The sequence below is a fragment of the Pseudomonas sp. c313 genome (assembly GCF_055407145.1).
In genome coordinates this window covers 1-18,108 of record NZ_JBUZRD010000018.1, presented here as the reverse complement: position 1 = coordinate 18,108, position 18,108 = coordinate 1, and the positions used below count along the sequence as shown (strand labels likewise).

The following is an 18,108-nucleotide window of genomic DNA, read 5'->3' as shown; positions in this document are numbered from 1 at the left end:
GTGGCCTGCTCGCGCAGGCCCCTTGCATTACTTGTTGGCCCAAGCGATGAAACGCTCTTCCAGGTCTTCGCCGTGGTCGATCCAGAACTCGGCATCCGTGGCCCGGGCGTTCTTCAGGTTATCCGGTGAAGTCGGCAGTTTGCTGCCCACCGCCTCATCGACCAGTGCCACGGTTTTGGTGTTGCTTGGCCCATAAGGAATGGCCTCGACAAAGTGCTTCTGCTGAACCGGTGCACTGGCAAACGCGATGAAGTTTTCCGCCAGGGCCTTCTTCGGCGAGCCTTTGACGATGGCCCAGTGATCCAGGTCGTACAGGCTGCCATTCCACTGCATTTCAAACGATTGTCCCTCCGCCTGCGCCGAGGTGACACGCCCGTTATAGGCCGAAGTCATCACCACGTCGCCTGCCGCCAGCCATTGCAACGGCTGCGCGCCGGATTCCCACCACTGGATGTCGGGCTTGATCTGATCCAGTTTGCGGAAGGCCCGCTGCACGCCCTCCTCGGTGCCGAGCAAGGTGTAGACATCTTCCTTGGCCACGCCATCGGCCAACAGGGCGAACTCCAGGGTGAACTTGGCGCCACGGCGCAGGCCGCGCTTGCCGGGGTATTTCTTCACGTCCCAGAAATCCGCCCAGCCCTGTGGCGCGCTGGCGAGTTTTTTCGGGTCGTATGTCAGAACGGTAGACCAGATGAAGATACCCACCCCGCAATCGCTGACGGCGGCCGGGATGAAATCTTCTTTCTTGCCGATGCGCGACCAGTCCAATGGCTCGAACAGGCCTTCGCTACAACCGCGCAACAGCTCGGGGGATTCGACCTCGACCACGTCCCAGCTGGTTTTCCCGGTGTCGGCCATGACCCGGATCTTGGCCATTTCGCCGTTGTAGTCATCGGCCGTGATCGCCACTTTCTTTTCCGAGGTGAAGGGTTTGTAGAAGGCTTTTTCCTGGGCCTGGCGGTTGTTGCCGCCGAAGGACACCACGGTCAGTTTTTCAGCGGCGCTCAAAGGGCCGGCAATCATTCCAAGCATCAGTACAGTTGCGATTTTGCTGTTCATGCGTCTCTCCGAATTCGCTACGTGCGTGAGCGGCAGCTAAGGGATGGCAGGTGGTTTTTTTGTTTTTGGCAGCAATATTTCGGTCAGCGCCGGGTGTCTTGCACCTGGTGGCCGGCGCACGGCGATGATTCCGAGGCGCAGCTCATTAGTAACATATTTAGAATATGATGCATCATAATTTTTACTGGTATAGTCTCACCACTCCACCCCTTCCTCAGGAGCGCCTGCATGACCGAGCAACGAACCCTCCTCCTCACCGGTGCGAGCCGTGGCATCGGCCATGCCACGGTGAAGCACTTCAACGCTGCGGGCTGGCGCGTGTTTACGGCCTCGCGACAGAACTGGACCGAAGGCTGCCCCTGGGCTGAAGGCGAGTTGAACCACATCCACCTGGACCTGGAAGACATCGACGAAGTGCGCCGCAGCCTGCCATTGATCCGGGAGAAACTCGGCGGACGCCTCGATGCCCTGGTGAACAACGCCGGCATTTCACCCAAAGGCGAAGCCGGCGCACGATTGGGCGTGCTGGAATCCGATTACGCCACCTGGCTCAGCGTGTTCAACGTCAACCTGTTTTCCACGGCGTTACTGGCCCAAGGGCTGTTCGATGAGCTCAAGGCGGCGCAAGGCTCGGTGATCAACGTCACCTCGATTGCAGGTTCCAGGGTGCACCCGTTTGCCGGGGTCGCCTACGCCTGCTCGAAAGCTGCACTGGCCGCACTGACGCGGGAAATGGCCCATGATTTCGGGCCACACGGTGTGCGGGTCAATGCGATTGCACCGGGTGAGATCGAGACGTCGATCCTGTCTGCCGGGACCGAACTGATCGTCGATCAGCAGATCCCCATGCACCGCTTGGGCAAGCCGGAAGAAGTCGCATCCCTGGTGCATTTCCTCTGCACCCGAGGCGCGTCGTACATCAACGGTTCGGAGATTCATGTCAACGGTGGTCAGCACGTCTGAAATAATCTGGAAATCCCGGCCGGAAACTTCCATCATTCGGGCCGGGCATCCGCCGCAGATGAGCGATCAATGAGCAACCCCTACCCTATTCAAACCCTCAATCACTCTTACCTGGGCAGTGGCATCTACGAGTTGCTGCGCGAGGCACTGATCACCGGGCGTTTCCAGCCCGATGACCGCCTGCGCATCCGCGACCTGGCCGAACAACTGGGCACCAGCGTCACACCGGTGCGCGACGCGATCCTGCAACTGGCCAAGGAACAGGCGCTGATCCTCAAGACCCCGCGTGACATCCGCGTACCCATCCTCACCGCCGCGCAATACGGCGAGATCCGCAGCATCCGCCTGGCGCTTGAAGGCCTGGCTGCGGAGACGGCCGCCGCGCTGGTGACCGACAGCGAACTCGCAGACCTGCAAGCCTGCATCGAAAACAACATCGCCGCGATCAACGCCCAGGACTTGCAAGCCGCTCTCAAGTGCAATCAGCAATTTCACTACGCGCTGACCACCATCGCGCGCATGCCGGTGCTGGCGGGTTTGCTCGATAGCCTGTGGATGCGCACCGGCCCACTGATCGCCCGTGCCTATGGCAACTTCAACGAGCGCATGGCCATCGACCATCACTGGGAAGTGCTCGACGCACTCAAGCGCCGCGATGGCGCGGCGGCACGGGCGGCCATCTGCCGTGACATTCTCGATGGCAACGAGAAGATGCTCGAGTACATCGAGATGGCGCAGGCGGACTGATTGGCAGTCAATTCGACTGTTGACGAAACATAGATGACCAGTTAGTTTATTAAAACTTTCTCATCACTGGATGTCTCTGTCATGGCTCGCCCGGTCAACCTCGAAGTCAGATCCCGTTTGCTGTCGATTGGCCGCCAGGTGGTTCACAACCGTGGCTTCAACGGCTGCGGCGTCCAGGACATCACCGCCGCTGCCGAGATTCCCAAGGGCTCTTTCTACAACTACTTCGCCAGCAAGGAAGACTTCGCGGCAGAGATCCTCGAGGAATACTGGACCTCGATCGAAACCCGCCACGGGCCGATCTTCTACGACGCCCGGGTCAAGCCGCTGGAGCGCATCGGCCAGTTCTTCCAGGCCCTGGTGCTCGAGCACGGCGAGCATGAATACAGCCTGGGTTGCCTGATTGGCAACCTGTCCCTGGAAATGTCCAATGGCAGCGAACAAACCCGCAAGCGTCTGGCCGATGTGCTGGCGCGCTGGGAAGGTTTGCTCGCGAGCTGCCTGCGTGAAGCGCAGCAGCGCCGCGAACTCTCTGAAACTCACGACGCCGAAGCGCTGGCCAGTGTCATCGTCGAAGGCTGGGAAGGTGCGGTCATGCGCGGCAAGGTCCTGCGCGACGGTGCACCTCTGCAGCGTTTCGTATCGATGGTCTTGCCTCGGCTATTGGAGTGAGTTTTTTTTCCTCATTAATAAGACGACTGGTCATTTATATAAAGCAACATTCACGTCTCATCCACGCAAGCACCCAAGAGGTAAATCGTCATGAGCCATCTGTACGCCGACCCCGCCGAACCCGCACTGCCTGCCACTGGTTTCAAGCTCGACCTGAGCAAAGCCGCCCTGGTGGTCATCGACCCACAGAACGACTTCCTCAGCCCTGCCGGCGCCAGTTGGGCGGTGTTCGGTGAGAGCATCGTCGAGAACAACACCGTCGAAAACCTGGAAAAACTGTTCAAGGCCTTCAAGGCTCACGACCTGCCCGTGGCCGTGTCGCCACACTATTACTACCCGCACGACCACGACTGGCATTTTGGCGGTCCGCTGGAAAAGGTCATGCACAGCATCTGCATGTTCGATCGCAAGGGACCGAACACCCTGGAAAACTTCGAAGGCTCCGGCGCCGATTTCCTCGAGATCTACAAGCCGTACATTCTCGACGGCGAGACCATCATCGCCTCGCCGCACAAGGTCTACGGCCCGGAAACCAACGACCTGGCGCTGCAATTGCGCAAGAAAGGCGTGTCGCAGATCATCCTCGCCGGCATGGCGGCCAACCTTTGCGTGGAATCACACCTGCGCGAACTGCTCGAACAGGGCTTTGAAATAGTCGTGGTACGCGACGCCACCGCCGGCCCGCGCCTGCCGGATGGCGACGGCTACCTGGCGGCCATCATCAATTACCGCTTCCTCGCCCACGGGCTGTGGACCACCGAAGAGACTATCGCGCAACTGCAACCGGCTTGATCGTGCCCGAGCGGCCGGGCATCGCGCCCCCCCGCTCTTTCTCGAGAACCCCCGATGAAAATCCCCGCCCGTTATGAGCATTTCGTTTTCGGCGTCGTTCAATCCGGCCTGACCTGCGCGGTCGCGGCCGCCATCGCCACCACACCCCATGCGCTCGACCTGGCCTTTGCCGGCCGCTGGTTGAACGCGTGGGCGCTGTCGTGGGTATCGATGTTGCCGGTGGTGGTGCTGGCGGCGCCGATGATTCGGCGCGTGGTGAGGCGGATGACGGTGGGCTGAATGACTTGGCTATGACTCACCCAACACACCGCCATCGCGAGCATGCTCGCTCCTACCGGGGGCTTCGGGGCTGCTCGCGACAGGCGCGCAAGCCCGCACCCGACGCACGAAATACTGTGCCCGTTCGCATTTTCGCAATAAACCACTTTTCATCCGCGCATTTGTAGCCGCTTCGTTCACGGACAAGCCGGTACATTAGACCTCCATGGTCCCGCAGAGCGACCGACAACAAAACCTACAGCTCGCCCAAGAAAATCTGCCAACCATTCGGAGTCTTTCCATGAGCACATTGCGCACTACAGCTTTCCAACTCGCGAGTCTGGCCCTGTTCATCGGTAGCGCCACCCAGGCCATGGCCGAGGACATCACGTTCGTATCCCAGGGCGGTGCTTATCAGGAAGCCCAGAGCAAGGCGATCCTGGAGCCTGCGGCGAAAAAGCTCGGTCTGACGCTCAAACAGGACAGCTCGCCCAAGGCCTACCCGATCATCAAGACCCAGGTCGAGAGCGGCAAGGTCACCTGGGACGTGGTGGACCTGCCCACTGGCGACTGCATCCGTGGCGAAGCCGAAGGGCTGTTCGAGAAGCTCGACCTTGCGCTGATTCCCAATGCCGCGCAAATACCCGACAGCCTCAAGGACGAATACAGCGTCGGCTACATCAGCTACTCCACGGTGCTGGCGTATCGCACGGACGCGTTCAAAGGCGCGGACGTACCCAAGACCTGGGCCGACTTCTGGGACACCAAAAAATACCCGGGCCAGCGCTCCCTACGTAACCTGCCACGTCCAACCCTGGAAATCGCGCTGCTGGCCGATGGCGTGCCGATGGACAAGCTCTATCCGCTGGACGTCGATCGCGCCTTCCGCAAGCTTGAGCAGATCAAGCCCGACATCGCCACCTGGTGGACGTCCGGCGGGCAGTCGGCGCAGCTGATCAGCGACGGCGAAGTGGACATGATCCAGGCCTGGAACGGCCGTATCACCGCCGTACAGGCCGCCGGCGCACCCGTGGCATTCGACTACAACCAGGGTGTGCTGGAAACCAACTCGTTGTGCGTCCTCAAAGGCTCGCCGCACAAGGTGGCCGCCATGAAATTCGTCAACGAGGCCATCGATGCCAAACTGCAAGCGGCGTTGCCGATGATCATCGACTACGGCCCGCTCAACCCCGAAGCCTTCAAGACCGGGGTAATCCCGGCCGAGCGCGAGGCCAAGCTGCCTTCCGCACCCGGCAACATCTCGCGCCAGGCCCTGCTCTCGGCGCAATGGTGGGCCTCCGAAGCCGGGGTCAAGGCCGAAGAACGCTGGTTGTCCTTCGTCCAGAAAAAATAGCCATCGGCCGTTGCTGCGCCGCAGGCCAGAGGCCTCGGCGCAGGACATGCCGTCTGCCCCCGCGATTTCGACATAAAGCGCTTGCGCACCGGTCAATTGCGTCCACTTCATTCGTTGGCATCCCGGTACATTAGGCCTGAGGGTCCCGCAGAGTGACCTGTGCAGACAACTCGCGCTCGCCTCAAGTACCTGCCCACCATTGGGAGTTCTTCACATGACATTACCCGAGCACCGCACCCTGCTGTCCGCCAGGACGACTGCCACCGCCAGCGCTACCCGTCAGTGCTGGATACCCTCCAGCACTGCGCAGTGACGAGAGGTCATCATGTCCAACGCCTATCTCGCCAAATCCATGCCCGACTCCAGCGACCAGCAGCACCAGCCGCCCATGACCAGCGAAGACGCCCTGGCCCGTGAAGAACGCAAGGAGCACACCTCCATGCTGTTGCTGCTCACCCCGGCGCTGGTCATGGTCGTGGTGCTGTTGATCATGCCGCTGTGCTGGCTGGCCTTTCAGTCGGTCCAGACCGAGGAAGGGTTTTCCCTGGCCAACTACATCCGGATTTTCCAGGAAAGCATTTACTGGGACACCTTCGCCCTGACCTTCAAGATCAGTTTCCTGGTGACGATCCTGTCGATCGTCATGGGCTTCCCCATTGCCTACGCCGCTTCGCGCCTGCAGGGTTTCTGGGCCAACCTGATTCTGATCTGCGTGATCCTGCCGTTCTGGACCAGCGTGCTGGTGCGGGCCTATGCCTGGCTGGTGCTCCTGCAACGCCGCGGACTGGTCAATCAGACGCTGATGGACCTTGGCATCATCGACCAACCCCTGACGCTGATGCACAACACCACTGGCACGGTAATCGGCACCCTGCACGTCATGCTGCCCTTTATGGTCCTGCCGCTGTATTCGGTGATGAAAAAAATCCCCCAGGACCTCATGCAAGCGTCCGAGAGCCTTGGCGCCAAACCCTTCTACACCTTCCGCCGGGTCTTCCTGCCGATGGCAGCGCCGGGGGTCATGGCCGGTTCCATCCTGGTGTTCGTCATCTGCCTAGGCTTCTTCATCACCCCGGAACTGCTCGGCGGTGGCCGCACGATCCTGGTGTCGATGCTGGTGCAACGCAACGTCGAGCTCTATCACGCCTGGGGCGCAGCCAGCGCAGTCGGCCTGGTGCTGCTGTTTGTGGTGTTCCTGATCTTCTGGGGCATCAATCGCTTCATCCCCATCGAACGCATCCTGGGAGCGCGCTAAATGAACCTGCTTGCCAACCTGCGTCACCTTCGCCTGTCCCACGTGCTGTTCACGGTGCTGGTCGCGGCGATCCTGCTGTACCTGATCATCCCGGTGCTGATCGTGGTACCCATGTCGTTCTCCGAGGCGCGCTTCCTGCAATTCCCTCCCAAGCAATGGTCCTTCCACTGGTACGAGGCGTTCTTCAACAGCGTGGAGTGGATGTCGGCGGCGCGGGTCAGTCTGATCACGGCATTTTTCACCATGGCCATCAGCCTGCCGATTGGTATGGCGGCCGCCTACGCCATCAACAACTCCAGCCTGAAGGTGGTGCGTACGCTGCAGATCATCCTGCTGCTGCCGATGATGGTGCCCATCATCCTGATCGCCGCCGGCGTGTTCTTCGTTTACGCCCGGGTCGGCCTGATCAGCACGCTGACCGGCCTGGTGCTGGCGCACATCATGCTCGCCTTGCCCTACGTGATCATCGCGCTGCTGGCCGGTCTGCGTAACTTCGACATGTCCCAGGAAATGGTGGCGCGCAGCCTGGGCATGAACCGCTTTCGCGCCTTCATGGCCGTGACCCTGCCGCAGATCAAGCCCAGTGTGGTCTCGGCGACACTGTTCGCCTTCATCACCTCGCTGGATGAAACTGTGGTGGCGCTGTTCATCTCCGGCGGCGACAACCAGACTCTGACCAAGCGCATGTTCACGGCGCTGCGCGACGAGATCGATCCGACCATTGCCGCTATCAGTTCGATCCTGATCCTGGCGTCGCTGATCCTGGTGGTGATTGCCGGTCGCAACAAACAATAACCAACAACGCACTCCCCCTCTGCAAACACACTTGCCCGCCATTGCGGGCAAGTGTGTTTTTGCGTCCTGACCACGCACGCCCATGCCGACGTGCAGCCCAGCACAGCCTGCCGTCACACGGCTTAATTCAGCATCTATCACCCGTGTCCAGGCCCATCTCGGGGGAACCGCAGAATTCGGAAAAAATCGTACGCTAAGCTAACGGTGTTCTCGTGACAGCTCTTTGACTAGGCTTTCTAAGGCCATTCTGATAGCCCTGACTTCCTGAAAAGCCATGGCTAAAATTTGTGCGGCTAAAAGGGATAACCGATGGTAAAGTAAGTTATCCCTGTCGAGATACTGAAAAGCGTTATCCTCGTTTTTCCCAAAACTGTTTTGCCAGTTCGCTCAGAGCGCTAGTTAACTGAGCGACAGATTTCGCACTTTGCAAATTATTCTGCCCGGTCTGTACATTGGTATCAGCAGCATCGCGTATATTGATAATACTGCGGTTTATGTCTTCACTTACTGCTCCCTGCTGCTCGACCGCAGTCGCTATTTGCGCGTTCATGTCGGTAATTTCGTTAACGCGTTGGCCAATTCCATCAAGAGCTGTAGCTGCTTCCTCTGCGTGAGCTACACTCGTGTGCGCTTGCCGACTACTTTGCTCCATGACTGTAACAGCGGATTGCGCTCGCTCTTGTAGAGCGCTGATCATGCTTTGAATATCCGTTGTCGATTGCTGTGTGCGAGCAGCAAGACTGCGAACCTCATCGGCGACAACAGCAAAACCACGCCCCTGCTCACCAGCACGCGCGGCCTCAATTGCTGCGTTGAGTGCCAACAAATTCGTTTGCTCGGCGATCCCTCGTATAACGTCAAGAACTTTTGATATCTCGTTACTTTGACCTTCAAGCTCATGAATAACCTGAGCGGCTTGCCTAATTTCACCTTCAAGGGCAGTGATTGACTGGCTTGTGTGGGCTACCAGACGCTGGCCAGATGCCGTCTCAGTGTCTGCTCTTCCGGCCGCATCTGCAGCATGCTGTGCATTGCTCGCAACCTCTTGAATGCTTGCCGCCATTTGGTTTACTGCCGTTGCTATTTGATCTGTCTCTGCCTGCTGCTCAACTGTAAGTACATTGCTTGACTCAATATCCTTTAGTAGGCCTCGGGTGTGTTCGCTAAGCCGATTTGATGCATCACCTATGCGACCTACTATGGCGCCTGTTTCAGCTTGCATCATTCGTAAAGCAAACTCTATTTGGCCAAACTCATCGGTGCGCCCAGTGTAGAGGGATTGACTTAATGGGTTATTGGAAATATTCCTGGCTCTTTCAACCAGTCTTCCAAGAGGAGAGAGAATAGCCAAAACACTAACAGAGCTTAAGCTTCCTGACATTAAAGTGGGCGGTTACAGGAGCTGAGTGCAACACGGTTATTGAATTGAAGCTGGAGCATCATGCCGCATAGCCATAGCTTCCTGCATCACCTCGTCCATAACCTCGATCGGACACTTGAAGTCGAAGCGCTTACGGGGGCGCATGTTCAGTTGCAGTGCGATGGCATCCAGTTCCTCCTGGCTATGCACCGACAAGTCCGTGCCTTTGGGCAGGTACTGGCGGATCAGGCCATTGATGTTTTCGTTACTGCCGCGCTGCCAAGGGCTGTGCGGGTCGCAGAAGTAAATCGCCACCCCGGTCTGCTGGGTGATTTCAGCATGCCGCGCCATTTCTCGGCCCTGGTCGTAGGTCATGCTCTTGCGCATCGCCAGCGGCATGCCATTGAGCGCTGCACTGAAGCCTTCCATCGCCGAGGTCGCCGTCGCGTCGTTCATCTTCACCAGCATCAGGTAGCCACTGGTGCGCTCCACCAGCGTACCTACAGACGAGGCGTTGGCCTTGCCCTTGATCAGGTCGCCTTCCCAATGCCCTGGCATCAGTCGGTCTTCGATCTCCGGCGGACGTACATGAATACTGACCCTCTCAGGGATCTGACCGCGCCGATCCACGCCGCCAGAGCGCGGCCTGCGCATCGTCTTGCTTTGGCGCAGGCAGATGATCAGCTCTTTACGCAGCTCGCCGACTGGCAAGGCATAGATCGCGTTATAGATCGTCTCGCGACAGACGTAGGCATCTCTGAGGCTGGGAATATTCATGCTGCGCAGCTTGCCGGCAATCTGCTCGGGAGACAAACGCTCACGCAGCATATGCGCCACCAATTCGAAGCGCTCGCTACCCGGCAACAGCTTTTGCTTCGGTCGACACACCTGACGGCGGGCCTGCATCTGCTGCTGGGCCACGCGGGCCGAGTAGCCGCCACAGGCATCTCGATTGCGGCGCAGCTCCCGGCTGATGGTCGAAGGGGATCGGTTGATCAAGCAGGCAATCCCGCGCAGGCTGAAACCTTGGGCATGACCGATTTGAATGGTGGCGCGCTCTTCAACGCTGAGTTCGGAATAAGACATAGGGACAGCACCGTACCGGAAAGGTCAGGTGTTGCACTCAGTTTTCGCCGCCGCCCCCTTATTATCACTGCGAGGTGAATAGCTTTTCTGCCAATTGATTATGCCAATGCGATTCTCTTCGCCGAAGATTTCGTCCATGAGCATGCCAAGTCTAAATAGTTCCCTATGATCAATACAGATAGCCATAACCCCGCCTGGGGTTAGCATCTCACGCATCATCCAGATTCTGGGTGTCATGAAGCGCAACCATTTGCTGTGCTTGGACCCATCATCTTTAGGAACTACATCGCCGAGATCTGGATCGTTTGGATCCTTGTCCCACTTGTCGTTATAGCGGAAGTCCTCGCCGGTGTTGTACGGCGGGTCTGTTACTACAAGATCAACTTGACCACGATATTTATAGAGCGTGACCATCGCAGAAAGGTTTTCACCGTCCCAGATCTCATTCTCTGACTGGGCGGTTTCCTCTCCAAAGGATACTTTCTTGATAATACGATGCAGCTTCGGCTTGACCTGGCGGATGATCTGCCAGGGAGCAGCCCGCCCGGTGTAACTCATAACGATGCCATTCTTGCCAGCATCGGCAAGCGCCGCATCATGCTCCTGCAGCATACGGACCAAGGCGGCCCTCGGCAGTTGTTCGTAATCCATGCTTGCCCCTTGAATTCGTGCGGCGGCACCGAAAAGCTGAAAATTCTAGTACCGCTCGTGGATGCTTCACCATCCCTAGGGTGGCGAGTGTACTTGTGAACGTATTGATTTGGCTGTTAAACCGTTGAAAAAGACGGATCAACTGAGTTCCAAACGGGCTGCGTACTGGCTGGCAGATGCGAATCCGGCGCACGCCGCTCCCTTCTGGGCTCAAGCCCGCGAAGCGGGCATAAAGAACCCGGCCGAGGCCGGGATCCTTATGGGCTTATGGGCCGGCGTATTGGTCTGCCCAGTCCAAAGCCGGTGCCACGGGAGCTTGCACCTCCTGAGGCCAGGTTTTGGAGCCCACTGCAAATCGCCCGTAACCCATTAAAAGATAGCTGGGCATCCGACGAAAAGAGCACCAAGGCACCATTACCCTTGAGCTACAGCGCCGCTACGGGGCACCAGTTTGATTTCAACGCGGCGATTTTGGGCGCGACCCTCGGCGGTGTCGTTGGGGGCAATGGGCGAGCTGGAGCCTGCACCAAAGGTTTGCAGGCGCGAAGGATCGACGCCATTGCTGCGCAAAGAGAAAAAGGGGACTGATTTATGTGCGCCAGGCAAAGCTTGGTCGCCTGGGAATGACGGCGCAAGCCGTCACGAAATGGCGTAAGAAACCCAGCGGGTATGACCCCCGCCCGGTAAAGGTTAGCCACCGACCGGAAGCGAGTCTTGCGTGGTGACCGGGTAACCGGCGCTGCGAAGCGTAGACAGCAGAAAAGGGGATTTATTTTCCCTACTCTAAAACGGCCGCTGTTGGCCGATTGCTGCCTGTCGTGGACGACCGTTTAACTTCAAAGCCTGACTGGATTGCAAACTGCTGACACGCGTAGATTCTGTTTTCGACTCGTTTAATGCCGTCGATGCCAGGCCATAAACAGAGAGGAAACAACCGCTCGAAAATTCGAGCCATAGACTCTAGAGCCAGTGGGTAGTCGGAGTCATGTTCCTGCAACCATCAAATCCAGATTCTGCACCGCCGCTCCAGCGGCTCCCTTCCCAAGATTGTCAAACACCGCAGCCAACAAAACCTGCCCCGTCTCATCATTTTCACACACCACCAATCGCAAACTATCAGTCCCGTTAAGCGCCTGAGGATCAAGGCACGTCAACCCTTTGGCCTCCTGCATCGACATCACCTGTACATGGTCCGCATCGACGTAGTGCTGCATAAGACACGCATGCAACCGCACCGCATCCACGCCCGGCGCCAACAAGCGAAGTTGCAACGGTATGGTCAGCACGATCCCCTGCCGAAAAGCCCCATAAGCCGGCACAAACATCGGCCGCTCCATCAGACCGCTTTGCTGCTGAATCTCCGGAATATGTTTGTGTGCCAGCCCCAGACCATAAACCTGAAACGCGGGCGCCTGTGATGCGCCCTCTCCCTCATGCTCTTGCACGCCAACGCGCCCTTTTCCGGAATAGCCCGACACAGCATGAATGTTCGTCGGATAGTCCCTGGGCAGCAACCCGGCCTCCAGCAATGGGCGCAGCAGCCCTATCGCCCCCGTGGGATAGCAACCGGGATTGCTGACCCGCCGTGCCGTGGCGATGCGTTGGGCCTGCTGCGAGTTCATCTCCGCGAAACCATAGGTCCAGTCTGGATGGGTGCGGTGCGCCGAACTCGCATCGATCACCCGAACGGCGGGGTTTTCGATGCTCGCTACAGCGTCGCGTGCGGCTTGGTCGGGCAAGCAGAGAATCGCGATGTCGCAGGCGTTGATGATTTCGGCGCGACGTTGCGGATCCTTGCGATGTTCGGGGCTGAGCGTGATAAGCCGCAGATCGGTCCGGTCGCGTAGACGTTGATGGATTTGCAACCCGGTGGTGCCTTGGTCGCCGTCGATGAATATAAGAGGACTTGCCATGGAATGCTCTCGGACATAGGAAATCAGGAGTTCCAATCTTCAGTGAGGGGCTAAGATAGGAAAAGTTGAATTTCTAAACGATGAAATTCAGCTTTTCTGAACAAGGAGTGACTCATGCGCGAAATCAGCCTGGACCGTCTGCGCACGTTGGTGGCCATTGCCGACCTGGGTTCGTTTGCCGAGGCGGCCCGTGTGCTGCACCTCGCGCCACCCACGGTCAGTTTGCATATTGCCGACCTGGAGTCGCGGGTTGGCGGAAAGCTGTTGTCGCGCACACGTGGGCGCATTCAGCCTTCGGCGATTGGAGAAACGCTGGTGGAGCGCGCGCGGCGCCTGTTGGCGGATGCGGAGCAGGCGCTTGAGGACGTGGAGCGTCAGGTGCAGGGCTTGGCCGGGCGTGTGCGGCTGGGTGCCTCCACAGGGGCCATCGCACAGTTGATGCCGCAAGCTTTGGAGACGTTGGGCCAACGCCATCCCGCTATCGATGTGCAGGTCGCGGTGCTCACGTCGCAGGAAACTTTGAAGAAGCTTGCCGAGGGCTCTTTGGAGATCGGTCTGGTCGCGCTGCCACAGACCCCGGTGAAGGAATTGCGGATCGAGCCATGGCGGCGGGACCCGGTCATGGCCTTCTTGCCGGCTCGCTGGGAATGCCCGGATGTTGTGACCCCCGGTTGGCTGGCCGCCCAGCCATTAATTCTGAATGACAAAACTACTCGGCTTTCGCGCTTGACCTCGGAGTGGTTCGCCAGTGATGGACGGCAGCCCACGCCGCGTATTCAACTGAACTACAACGATGCGATCAAAAGCCTAGTGGCGGCCGGTTATGGTGCGACGTTGTTGCCGCATGAAGCCTCCACGCCATTGCCCGATACCAGGATCGTCATGCGGCCATTACAGCCCTTATTGTGGCGTCAACTTGGTATTGCCCACCGTGGTGGGGACGTCGAGCGGCCTACGCAACATGTGCTGGATGTGTTGTGGGGGTTGAGTGCGGGCTAGGGCGATGTTGTCAGAGAAAGGACCGCTTTCGACCCGGTCATACGGTGATTGAGGTCCCAGGCGTCAGCTACCGCACCTGAAGCCGTCGTTCATCGCTCCAAAGCCGGTGCCTGTCTCCGTTCGCCCAGGCCAGGGTGTCGTAGTACTTGTGCAGCAGCTCGGTAATGGCGGCGGTGTCGTCGGTCATGGGGTTTCCTTGGGGTTGGCGGTGAGGACTGCCTGGACGCGTGCTTGCAGCGCGGGCAGCACGTCTTGTTGGAACCAGGGGTTGCGCACCAGCCAGCGATTGTTGCGCGGGCTAGGGTGAGGCAGGGGGAACGCTTGCGGCCAGTGCTCGCGCCAGGCTTCGACCACCCGGGTGAGCGGCGTCTTGCCAGTACCGAGGTGGTAGTCCATGGCGTAGCTGCCCAGCACGATGACCAGCGACAGGCGCTCGAAACGCTGCATGAAGGCTTCGCGCCAGGCGGGGGGCGCACTCCGGGCGTAGCGGCAGGTCACCGCTTTTGCCGGTGCCCGGATAACAGAAGCCCATGGGCAGAATGGCGATGCGGGTAGGGTCGTAGAAGGTGTCGCGGTCCACGCCCAGCCAGGCGCGCAGACGCGCGCCGCTGGCGTCGTCGAAGGGCACGCCTGAGGCATGGACCCGGGCCCCCGGTGCTTGGCCGGCGATGAGGATGGGCGCACTCGGGTGAAACTGGAAGACCGGCTGCACGCCGTGTGGCAGATGCGGTGCGCAGCGCGTGCAGGCGCGGACGTCGGTCAGAAAGGCGTCGAGTGTCGGCATGGCGCGCTTCCGGAAAGGGTGGCTCGCGCAGGACGGAGGTGCCATCCTGCGCGAAGCGTAACCCGGCAGCAAGTCAGTGCTGGGTCAGTGTCGGATAGCCCTGGATGAATACGCGGTCGGTCTTGGCCGCCGGCACATGGCAGCCCATGCAGTCGGCTTCGTAGCTGACGGCGACATTCTTGGCGGGGGCGTCGGCCTTGAACAGCGCCCAGCCCCAGCCGTCGCCCCACAAGGGGTTGCTGGCGAAACGGCCTTTGGCGTCCTTGACCATCACGAACCACACGGCCGCATCGGAACCCCAGACCACAGGGTTGCCAGTGGTCATGGCGCTGGTTTCGAGCTTGCGGATCTCTTTCACCAGCGTGGCGCCGTCCAAGAACTTGCCGGTCTTGCGGTAGTGCTCGGCCGAGGCCTTTTCGGTGTACACATCGTGCAAGCCGCGAGAGGCGGATTTTTCGTCCAACACCGCATATGAGCCCAGGTGGACGAAGTTTGTGCGGAAGTCTGTGGGGCGGCTGATGCCGCCCTGGCTGTCCACATAGGGCGAAAAGTCGCCGGCCGTGACGGCCAGTGGCAGGACGAGGGCGCTGGCGAGCAGAGCGCCGGTGAGTGCGATTTTCATCGTGTTCTCCTTATATGCCTATGGAGATCAGACGGCGACCACGGGGAAATCCACCGTGGTGTCGGCGATGTGGTTGGTGTAGTTGGTGAGCGTGTTCAGCGCGACGTTGGCGATCACTTCCAGTATCAGGCCGTCGTCGAGCCCCGCGCGGCGGTAGTTGGCCATGGCGTCGGCCGACACCACGCCGCGTTGCTCGACCAGCGCGCGGGCAAAGCCGGCGATTGCATCGTCAAGTGCGTTGGCCGCCTGGCCGGTGCGGGCCGCGGCGATGGCCTCTGCCGACAGTCCGGCACCTTTGCCGATCAGGGTGTGTGCGCTCAGGCAATACTGGCAGCGATTGGCTTGACCGGCAGCGAGCGCAACGATCTCGCGCTGGGAGGCATTCAGGCGGCCGGTGCCCAGCGTTTCGGACAAGCCGAGGTAGCCATTGAGCGCCGCCGGCGCGTGGGCCAGCGTGGCGAACAGGTTCGGCACCATGCCAAGCTTGGCTTTGACGGCCTTGAGTGTGGCAGCGGTAGCGGCGTCAGCGGTGTCGATGGTCAGGGGGGCGATTTGGGTCATGTCTATCTCCGTAGTGGGTGAGGTGCAAGAGCACGTGGGCATGATCGCCCTTTGTTTGGTACGATATGGCACGTAAAGTATCAAATACGTAACCTATCGTCTTATATGGAGAGTGGAATGGCGGATCGACTGGCCGGCTTGCTCCGGCACTACTCGCTTTCGGCGCGCGTTTTTCACAGCGGCGCCTTCTGTGGGCAGCATCATTACGCGGCGCCGCATGGCTATATCCATCTGGTGCGGCGCGGCCCGATTACGGCGCGTTCGCCCGTGCATGAAGATCTGCTGGTTACCGAGCCGAGCCTGCTGTTTTATCCGCGCGTGGCGTCGCATCGTTTTGTCGCCGCCCCCGGCGATACCGCTGAGCGGTTGTGTGCGGAGGTCGACCTGGGCGCTTCGACGGGCAATCCGTTGGCCATGGCCTTGCCGTCGATGCTGCTGATTCCGTTGGCGGACTTGCCCGGCCTCGGGCCGACGCTAGAGTTGCTGTTTGCCGAAGCCGAGCGCGACCAGTGCGGTCGGCAGGCCGCCATCGACCGCTTGTGCGAGTTGCTACTGATCCAGTTGCTGCGTTATCTGATGGATGGGCGGCTTGGCGCCACCGGACTGCTGGCGGGCCTGGCCGACCCGAAACTCGCGCGCGCCATAACCGCCATGCACGATGCGCCGCAGACCGCGTGGTCGCTCGAGGCGCTGGCGGCGAAGGCGGGCATGTCACGCGCGCGCTTCGCCGCCGCGTTCAAGGACGCGGTGGGCGTCACGCCGGGCGACTATCTGGCCGACTGGCGGATGAACGTCAGTTGCACCCTGCTCAAGCAGGGGCGGCCGGTGGCGGTGGTGGCCGACCGCGTCGGCTACGGCAGCCCGAACGCTCTGGCGCGCGCCTTCCGCGTGCGCATGGGCTGCGCCCCGCGCGACTGGCTGGCGCAGCAGCGCGGTGACGCGGCGCTCAGCGGTTCGTGAGTTTGAGTTCGATTCGCCGGTTCTTGGCGTAGGCGGCGCCGGTGTTGCGCTCGTCGAGCGGGTGAAATTCGCATCACGCCGGAACAACTGGCGGAACTCCAGGTGGCGATCCGTCAACGGCTGGTCAGTCTGTTCGTGCGGCGCGGCCGGCTGGACAAGGCTGAGTCAGTGGCGCAGGTAGCTGGATGACGCTGTCCCGCCCTGAGCCGACGCTCACAGGCGGGGATTTCCAGTGTCGTCATTGTCGGCTATTGGCCGGCAGCAGCCCGTCGTTGCCTGATGGATCCAACCCCTCCGCTGCTATAGTGCAGTCGGCTTCTGACGTTCAGTGCAGCCGTCTTCTGAAAACGACAGGTTGAACGCCAAAGAGGGGGCGGGAGCGCTGCAACCGGAGCAGCGTCAGAGCCTCCAGAATCGCCCACACAACGCGGAAGCTGTCAGTCAGGGGGCAAGCCTACCTTGGCACCAGAAACGCGCCCAGGAGGCCGCAGGGGGCGATTTTGGCCGCTGCAACTGTCCAACCTTGGCCGGGCCTCGCCGGGCCGAGTGGGGCGGCCTTCGACCAGGGCGGGCCGGCGACCGTCCGTCGGGCATGGAGGGGACGATAGAGAAAACGGACAAAATCGTACGCTAAGCGTGCGGCCTGTCAGGTTGAGGCCCTAGAGGTTGCAGGCGAGTCGTCAGAAAATGCTGGAATCGGCCCTATTCTGACACTGCCCAAGGTTCCGGCCTGACGCCCAGTTAGGGCATACCCTAACTTGATGTCAAACAGGGCCGCGCCGCTTCGTCAGAATAGAGTCTGCTTTCCCATTTTTTGACACATGCCCGCGAAGGTTATAGATTTCAGCCTGACAGAAACGGGGTTTGAGGCGCAACGGAACAGAAAGTGCACTTAAGCCGCCTTCAACCAAGGAGACATCGTGCAGGGGCACCGCATCGGCTACGTCCGGGTCAGCAGCTTCGACCAGAACCCGGAACGCCAACTGGAACAGACCCAGGTGAGCAAGGTGTTCACCGACAAGGCATCCGGCAAGGACACCCAGCGCCCCCAGCTCGAAGCGCTGCTGAGCTTCGTCCGCGAGGGCGACACGGTGGTGGTGCACAGCATGGATCGCCTGGCCCGCAACCTCGACGACCTGCGCCGCCTGGTGCAGAAGCTGACCCAGCGCGGCGTGCGAATCGAGTTCTTGAAGGAGGGGCTGGTATTCACCGGCGAGGACTCGCCGATGGCCAACCTGATGCTGTCGGTAATGGGGGCCTTCGCTGAGTTCGAGCGC

At 60.1% G+C, this 18,108-nt stretch carries 19 protein-coding genes and 2 pseudogenes; 11 read left to right on the top strand and 10 right to left on the bottom strand.

Features of this window, described 5'->3' with window-relative positions; genetic code table 11:
* Positions 1-27 precede the first annotated feature (27 nt).
* The gene (locus tag ACZRKZ_RS25925) at positions 28-1,059 is read right to left on the bottom strand and encodes an ABC transporter substrate-binding protein (RefSeq protein ID WP_060501537.1); all 1,032 of its coding nucleotides are present in this window, start codon (positions 1,057-1,059) and stop codon (positions 28-30) included.
* Positions 1,060-1,287: 228 nt separating this feature from the next.
* Between ACZRKZ_RS25925 and ACZRKZ_RS25920 the strand changes: the two genes are divergently transcribed.
* The 8 genes from ACZRKZ_RS25920 (at position 1,288) to ACZRKZ_RS25885 (ending at position 7,895) form a co-directional block, all read left to right on the top strand.
* The gene (locus tag ACZRKZ_RS25920) at positions 1,288-2,022 is read left to right on the top strand and encodes an SDR family NAD(P)-dependent oxidoreductase (protein ID WP_016487047.1); all 735 of its coding nucleotides are present in this window, start codon (positions 1,288-1,290) and stop codon (positions 2,020-2,022) included.
* Positions 2,023-2,091: 69 nt separating this feature from the next.
* A complete protein-coding gene (locus tag ACZRKZ_RS25915; protein WP_016487046.1) occupies positions 2,092-2,769 on the top strand; it encodes a GntR family transcriptional regulator in 678 nt (225 codons plus the stop codon).
* Between the two features lie 81 nt (positions 2,770-2,850).
* Positions 2,851-3,441 (top strand): TetR/AcrR family transcriptional regulator, encoded by a 591-nt coding sequence (locus tag ACZRKZ_RS25910; RefSeq protein ID WP_003465041.1) that lies wholly within the window; start codon positions 2,851-2,853, stop codon positions 3,439-3,441.
* A 90-nt stretch (positions 3,442-3,531) separates the two neighbouring features.
* Complete coding sequence (locus ACZRKZ_RS25905; RefSeq protein ID WP_003465039.1) at positions 3,532-4,233, top strand: cysteine hydrolase family protein; 702 nt, start codon at positions 3,532-3,534, stop codon at positions 4,231-4,233.
* A 54-nt stretch (positions 4,234-4,287) separates the two neighbouring features.
* On the top strand, positions 4,288-4,512 hold the full coding sequence (locus ACZRKZ_RS25900) for a DUF2798 domain-containing protein (protein WP_003465037.1): 225 nt from the start codon (positions 4,288-4,290) through the stop codon (positions 4,510-4,512).
* A 280-nt stretch (positions 4,513-4,792) separates the two neighbouring features.
* Positions 4,793-5,845 carry an ABC transporter substrate-binding protein gene (locus ACZRKZ_RS25895; protein WP_003465034.1) on the top strand — a complete coding sequence of 351 codons (1,053 nt, stop codon included), beginning with the start codon at positions 4,793-4,795 and terminating at the stop codon, positions 5,843-5,845.
* Between the two features lie 325 nt (positions 5,846-6,170).
* On the top strand, positions 6,171-7,100 hold the full coding sequence (locus ACZRKZ_RS25890; protein WP_003465031.1) for an ABC transporter permease: 930 nt from the start codon (positions 6,171-6,173) through the stop codon (positions 7,098-7,100).
* Complete coding sequence (locus ACZRKZ_RS25885) at positions 7,101-7,895, top strand: ABC transporter permease (protein ID WP_003465028.1); 795 nt, start codon at positions 7,101-7,103, stop codon at positions 7,893-7,895.
* Positions 7,896-8,244: 349 nt separating this feature from the next.
* Here the strand turns inward: ACZRKZ_RS25885 and ACZRKZ_RS25880 are convergent, their stop codons facing one another.
* The 5 genes and pseudogenes from ACZRKZ_RS25880 to argC form a co-directional block, all read right to left on the bottom strand.
* A complete protein-coding gene (locus ACZRKZ_RS25880; protein ID WP_073454648.1) occupies positions 8,245-9,276 on the bottom strand; it encodes a methyl-accepting chemotaxis protein in 1,032 nt (343 codons plus the stop codon).
* 36 nt (positions 9,277-9,312) lie between these two features.
* Complete coding sequence (locus ACZRKZ_RS25875; protein WP_003465026.1) at positions 9,313-10,341, bottom strand: IS30 family transposase; 1,029 nt, start codon at positions 10,339-10,341, stop codon at positions 9,313-9,315.
* A gap of 24 nt (positions 10,342-10,365) precedes the next feature.
* A complete protein-coding gene (locus ACZRKZ_RS25870) occupies positions 10,366-10,992 on the bottom strand; it encodes a DNA methyltransferase (protein ID WP_003465024.1) in 627 nt (208 codons plus the stop codon).
* Positions 10,993-11,406: 414 nt separating this feature from the next.
* Positions 11,407-11,562 (bottom strand): annotated as a pseudogene (locus ACZRKZ_RS25865) (OmpA family protein); the annotation flags it as partial.
* Between the two features lie 413 nt (positions 11,563-11,975).
* Complete coding sequence (gene argC, locus ACZRKZ_RS25860) at positions 11,976-12,905, bottom strand: N-acetyl-gamma-glutamyl-phosphate reductase (protein ID WP_003465021.1); 930 nt, start codon at positions 12,903-12,905, stop codon at positions 11,976-11,978.
* A gap of 114 nt (positions 12,906-13,019) precedes the next feature.
* On the opposite strand from argC, the gene ACZRKZ_RS25855 reads away from it, so the two are divergent.
* On the top strand, positions 13,020-13,904 hold the full coding sequence (locus tag ACZRKZ_RS25855) for a LysR family transcriptional regulator (RefSeq protein WP_003465017.1): 885 nt from the start codon (positions 13,020-13,022) through the stop codon (positions 13,902-13,904).
* 183 nt (positions 13,905-14,087) lie between these two features.
* On the opposite strand, the gene ACZRKZ_RS25850 is transcribed toward ACZRKZ_RS25855, so the two are convergent.
* From ACZRKZ_RS25850 to ACZRKZ_RS25835, 4 genes and pseudogenes are all read right to left on the bottom strand, one after another.
* On the bottom strand, positions 14,088-14,351 hold the full coding sequence (locus tag ACZRKZ_RS25850; RefSeq protein WP_003830781.1) for a uracil-DNA glycosylase family protein: 264 nt from the start codon (positions 14,349-14,351) through the stop codon (positions 14,088-14,090).
* Positions 14,352-14,412: 61 nt separating this feature from the next.
* Positions 14,413-14,688, bottom strand: a pseudogene (locus ACZRKZ_RS25845) (uracil-DNA glycosylase family protein); the annotation flags it as partial.
* A 73-nt stretch (positions 14,689-14,761) separates the two neighbouring features.
* Entirely contained in the window at positions 14,762-15,310 is a 549-nt protein-coding gene (locus ACZRKZ_RS25840) for a cytochrome P460 family protein (protein ID WP_003465000.1), read from the bottom strand.
* 27 nt (positions 15,311-15,337) lie between these two features.
* The gene (locus ACZRKZ_RS25835; protein WP_003464997.1) at positions 15,338-15,913 is read right to left on the bottom strand and encodes a carboxymuconolactone decarboxylase family protein; all 576 of its coding nucleotides are present in this window, start codon (positions 15,911-15,913) and stop codon (positions 15,338-15,340) included.
* 75 nt (positions 15,914-15,988) lie between these two features.
* Here ACZRKZ_RS25835 and ACZRKZ_RS25830 point away from each other — a divergent pair, with 75 nt between their 5' ends.
* Together ACZRKZ_RS25830 and ACZRKZ_RS25825 are read left to right on the top strand one after the other, a co-directional pair.
* On the top strand, positions 15,989-16,831 hold the full coding sequence (locus ACZRKZ_RS25830; RefSeq protein WP_003464996.1) for a helix-turn-helix transcriptional regulator: 843 nt from the start codon (positions 15,989-15,991) through the stop codon (positions 16,829-16,831).
* Between the two features lie 920 nt (positions 16,832-17,751).
* On the top strand, positions 17,752-18,108 hold a 357-nt coding region (locus tag ACZRKZ_RS25825; protein ID WP_162801227.1), incomplete at its 3' end, for a recombinase family protein.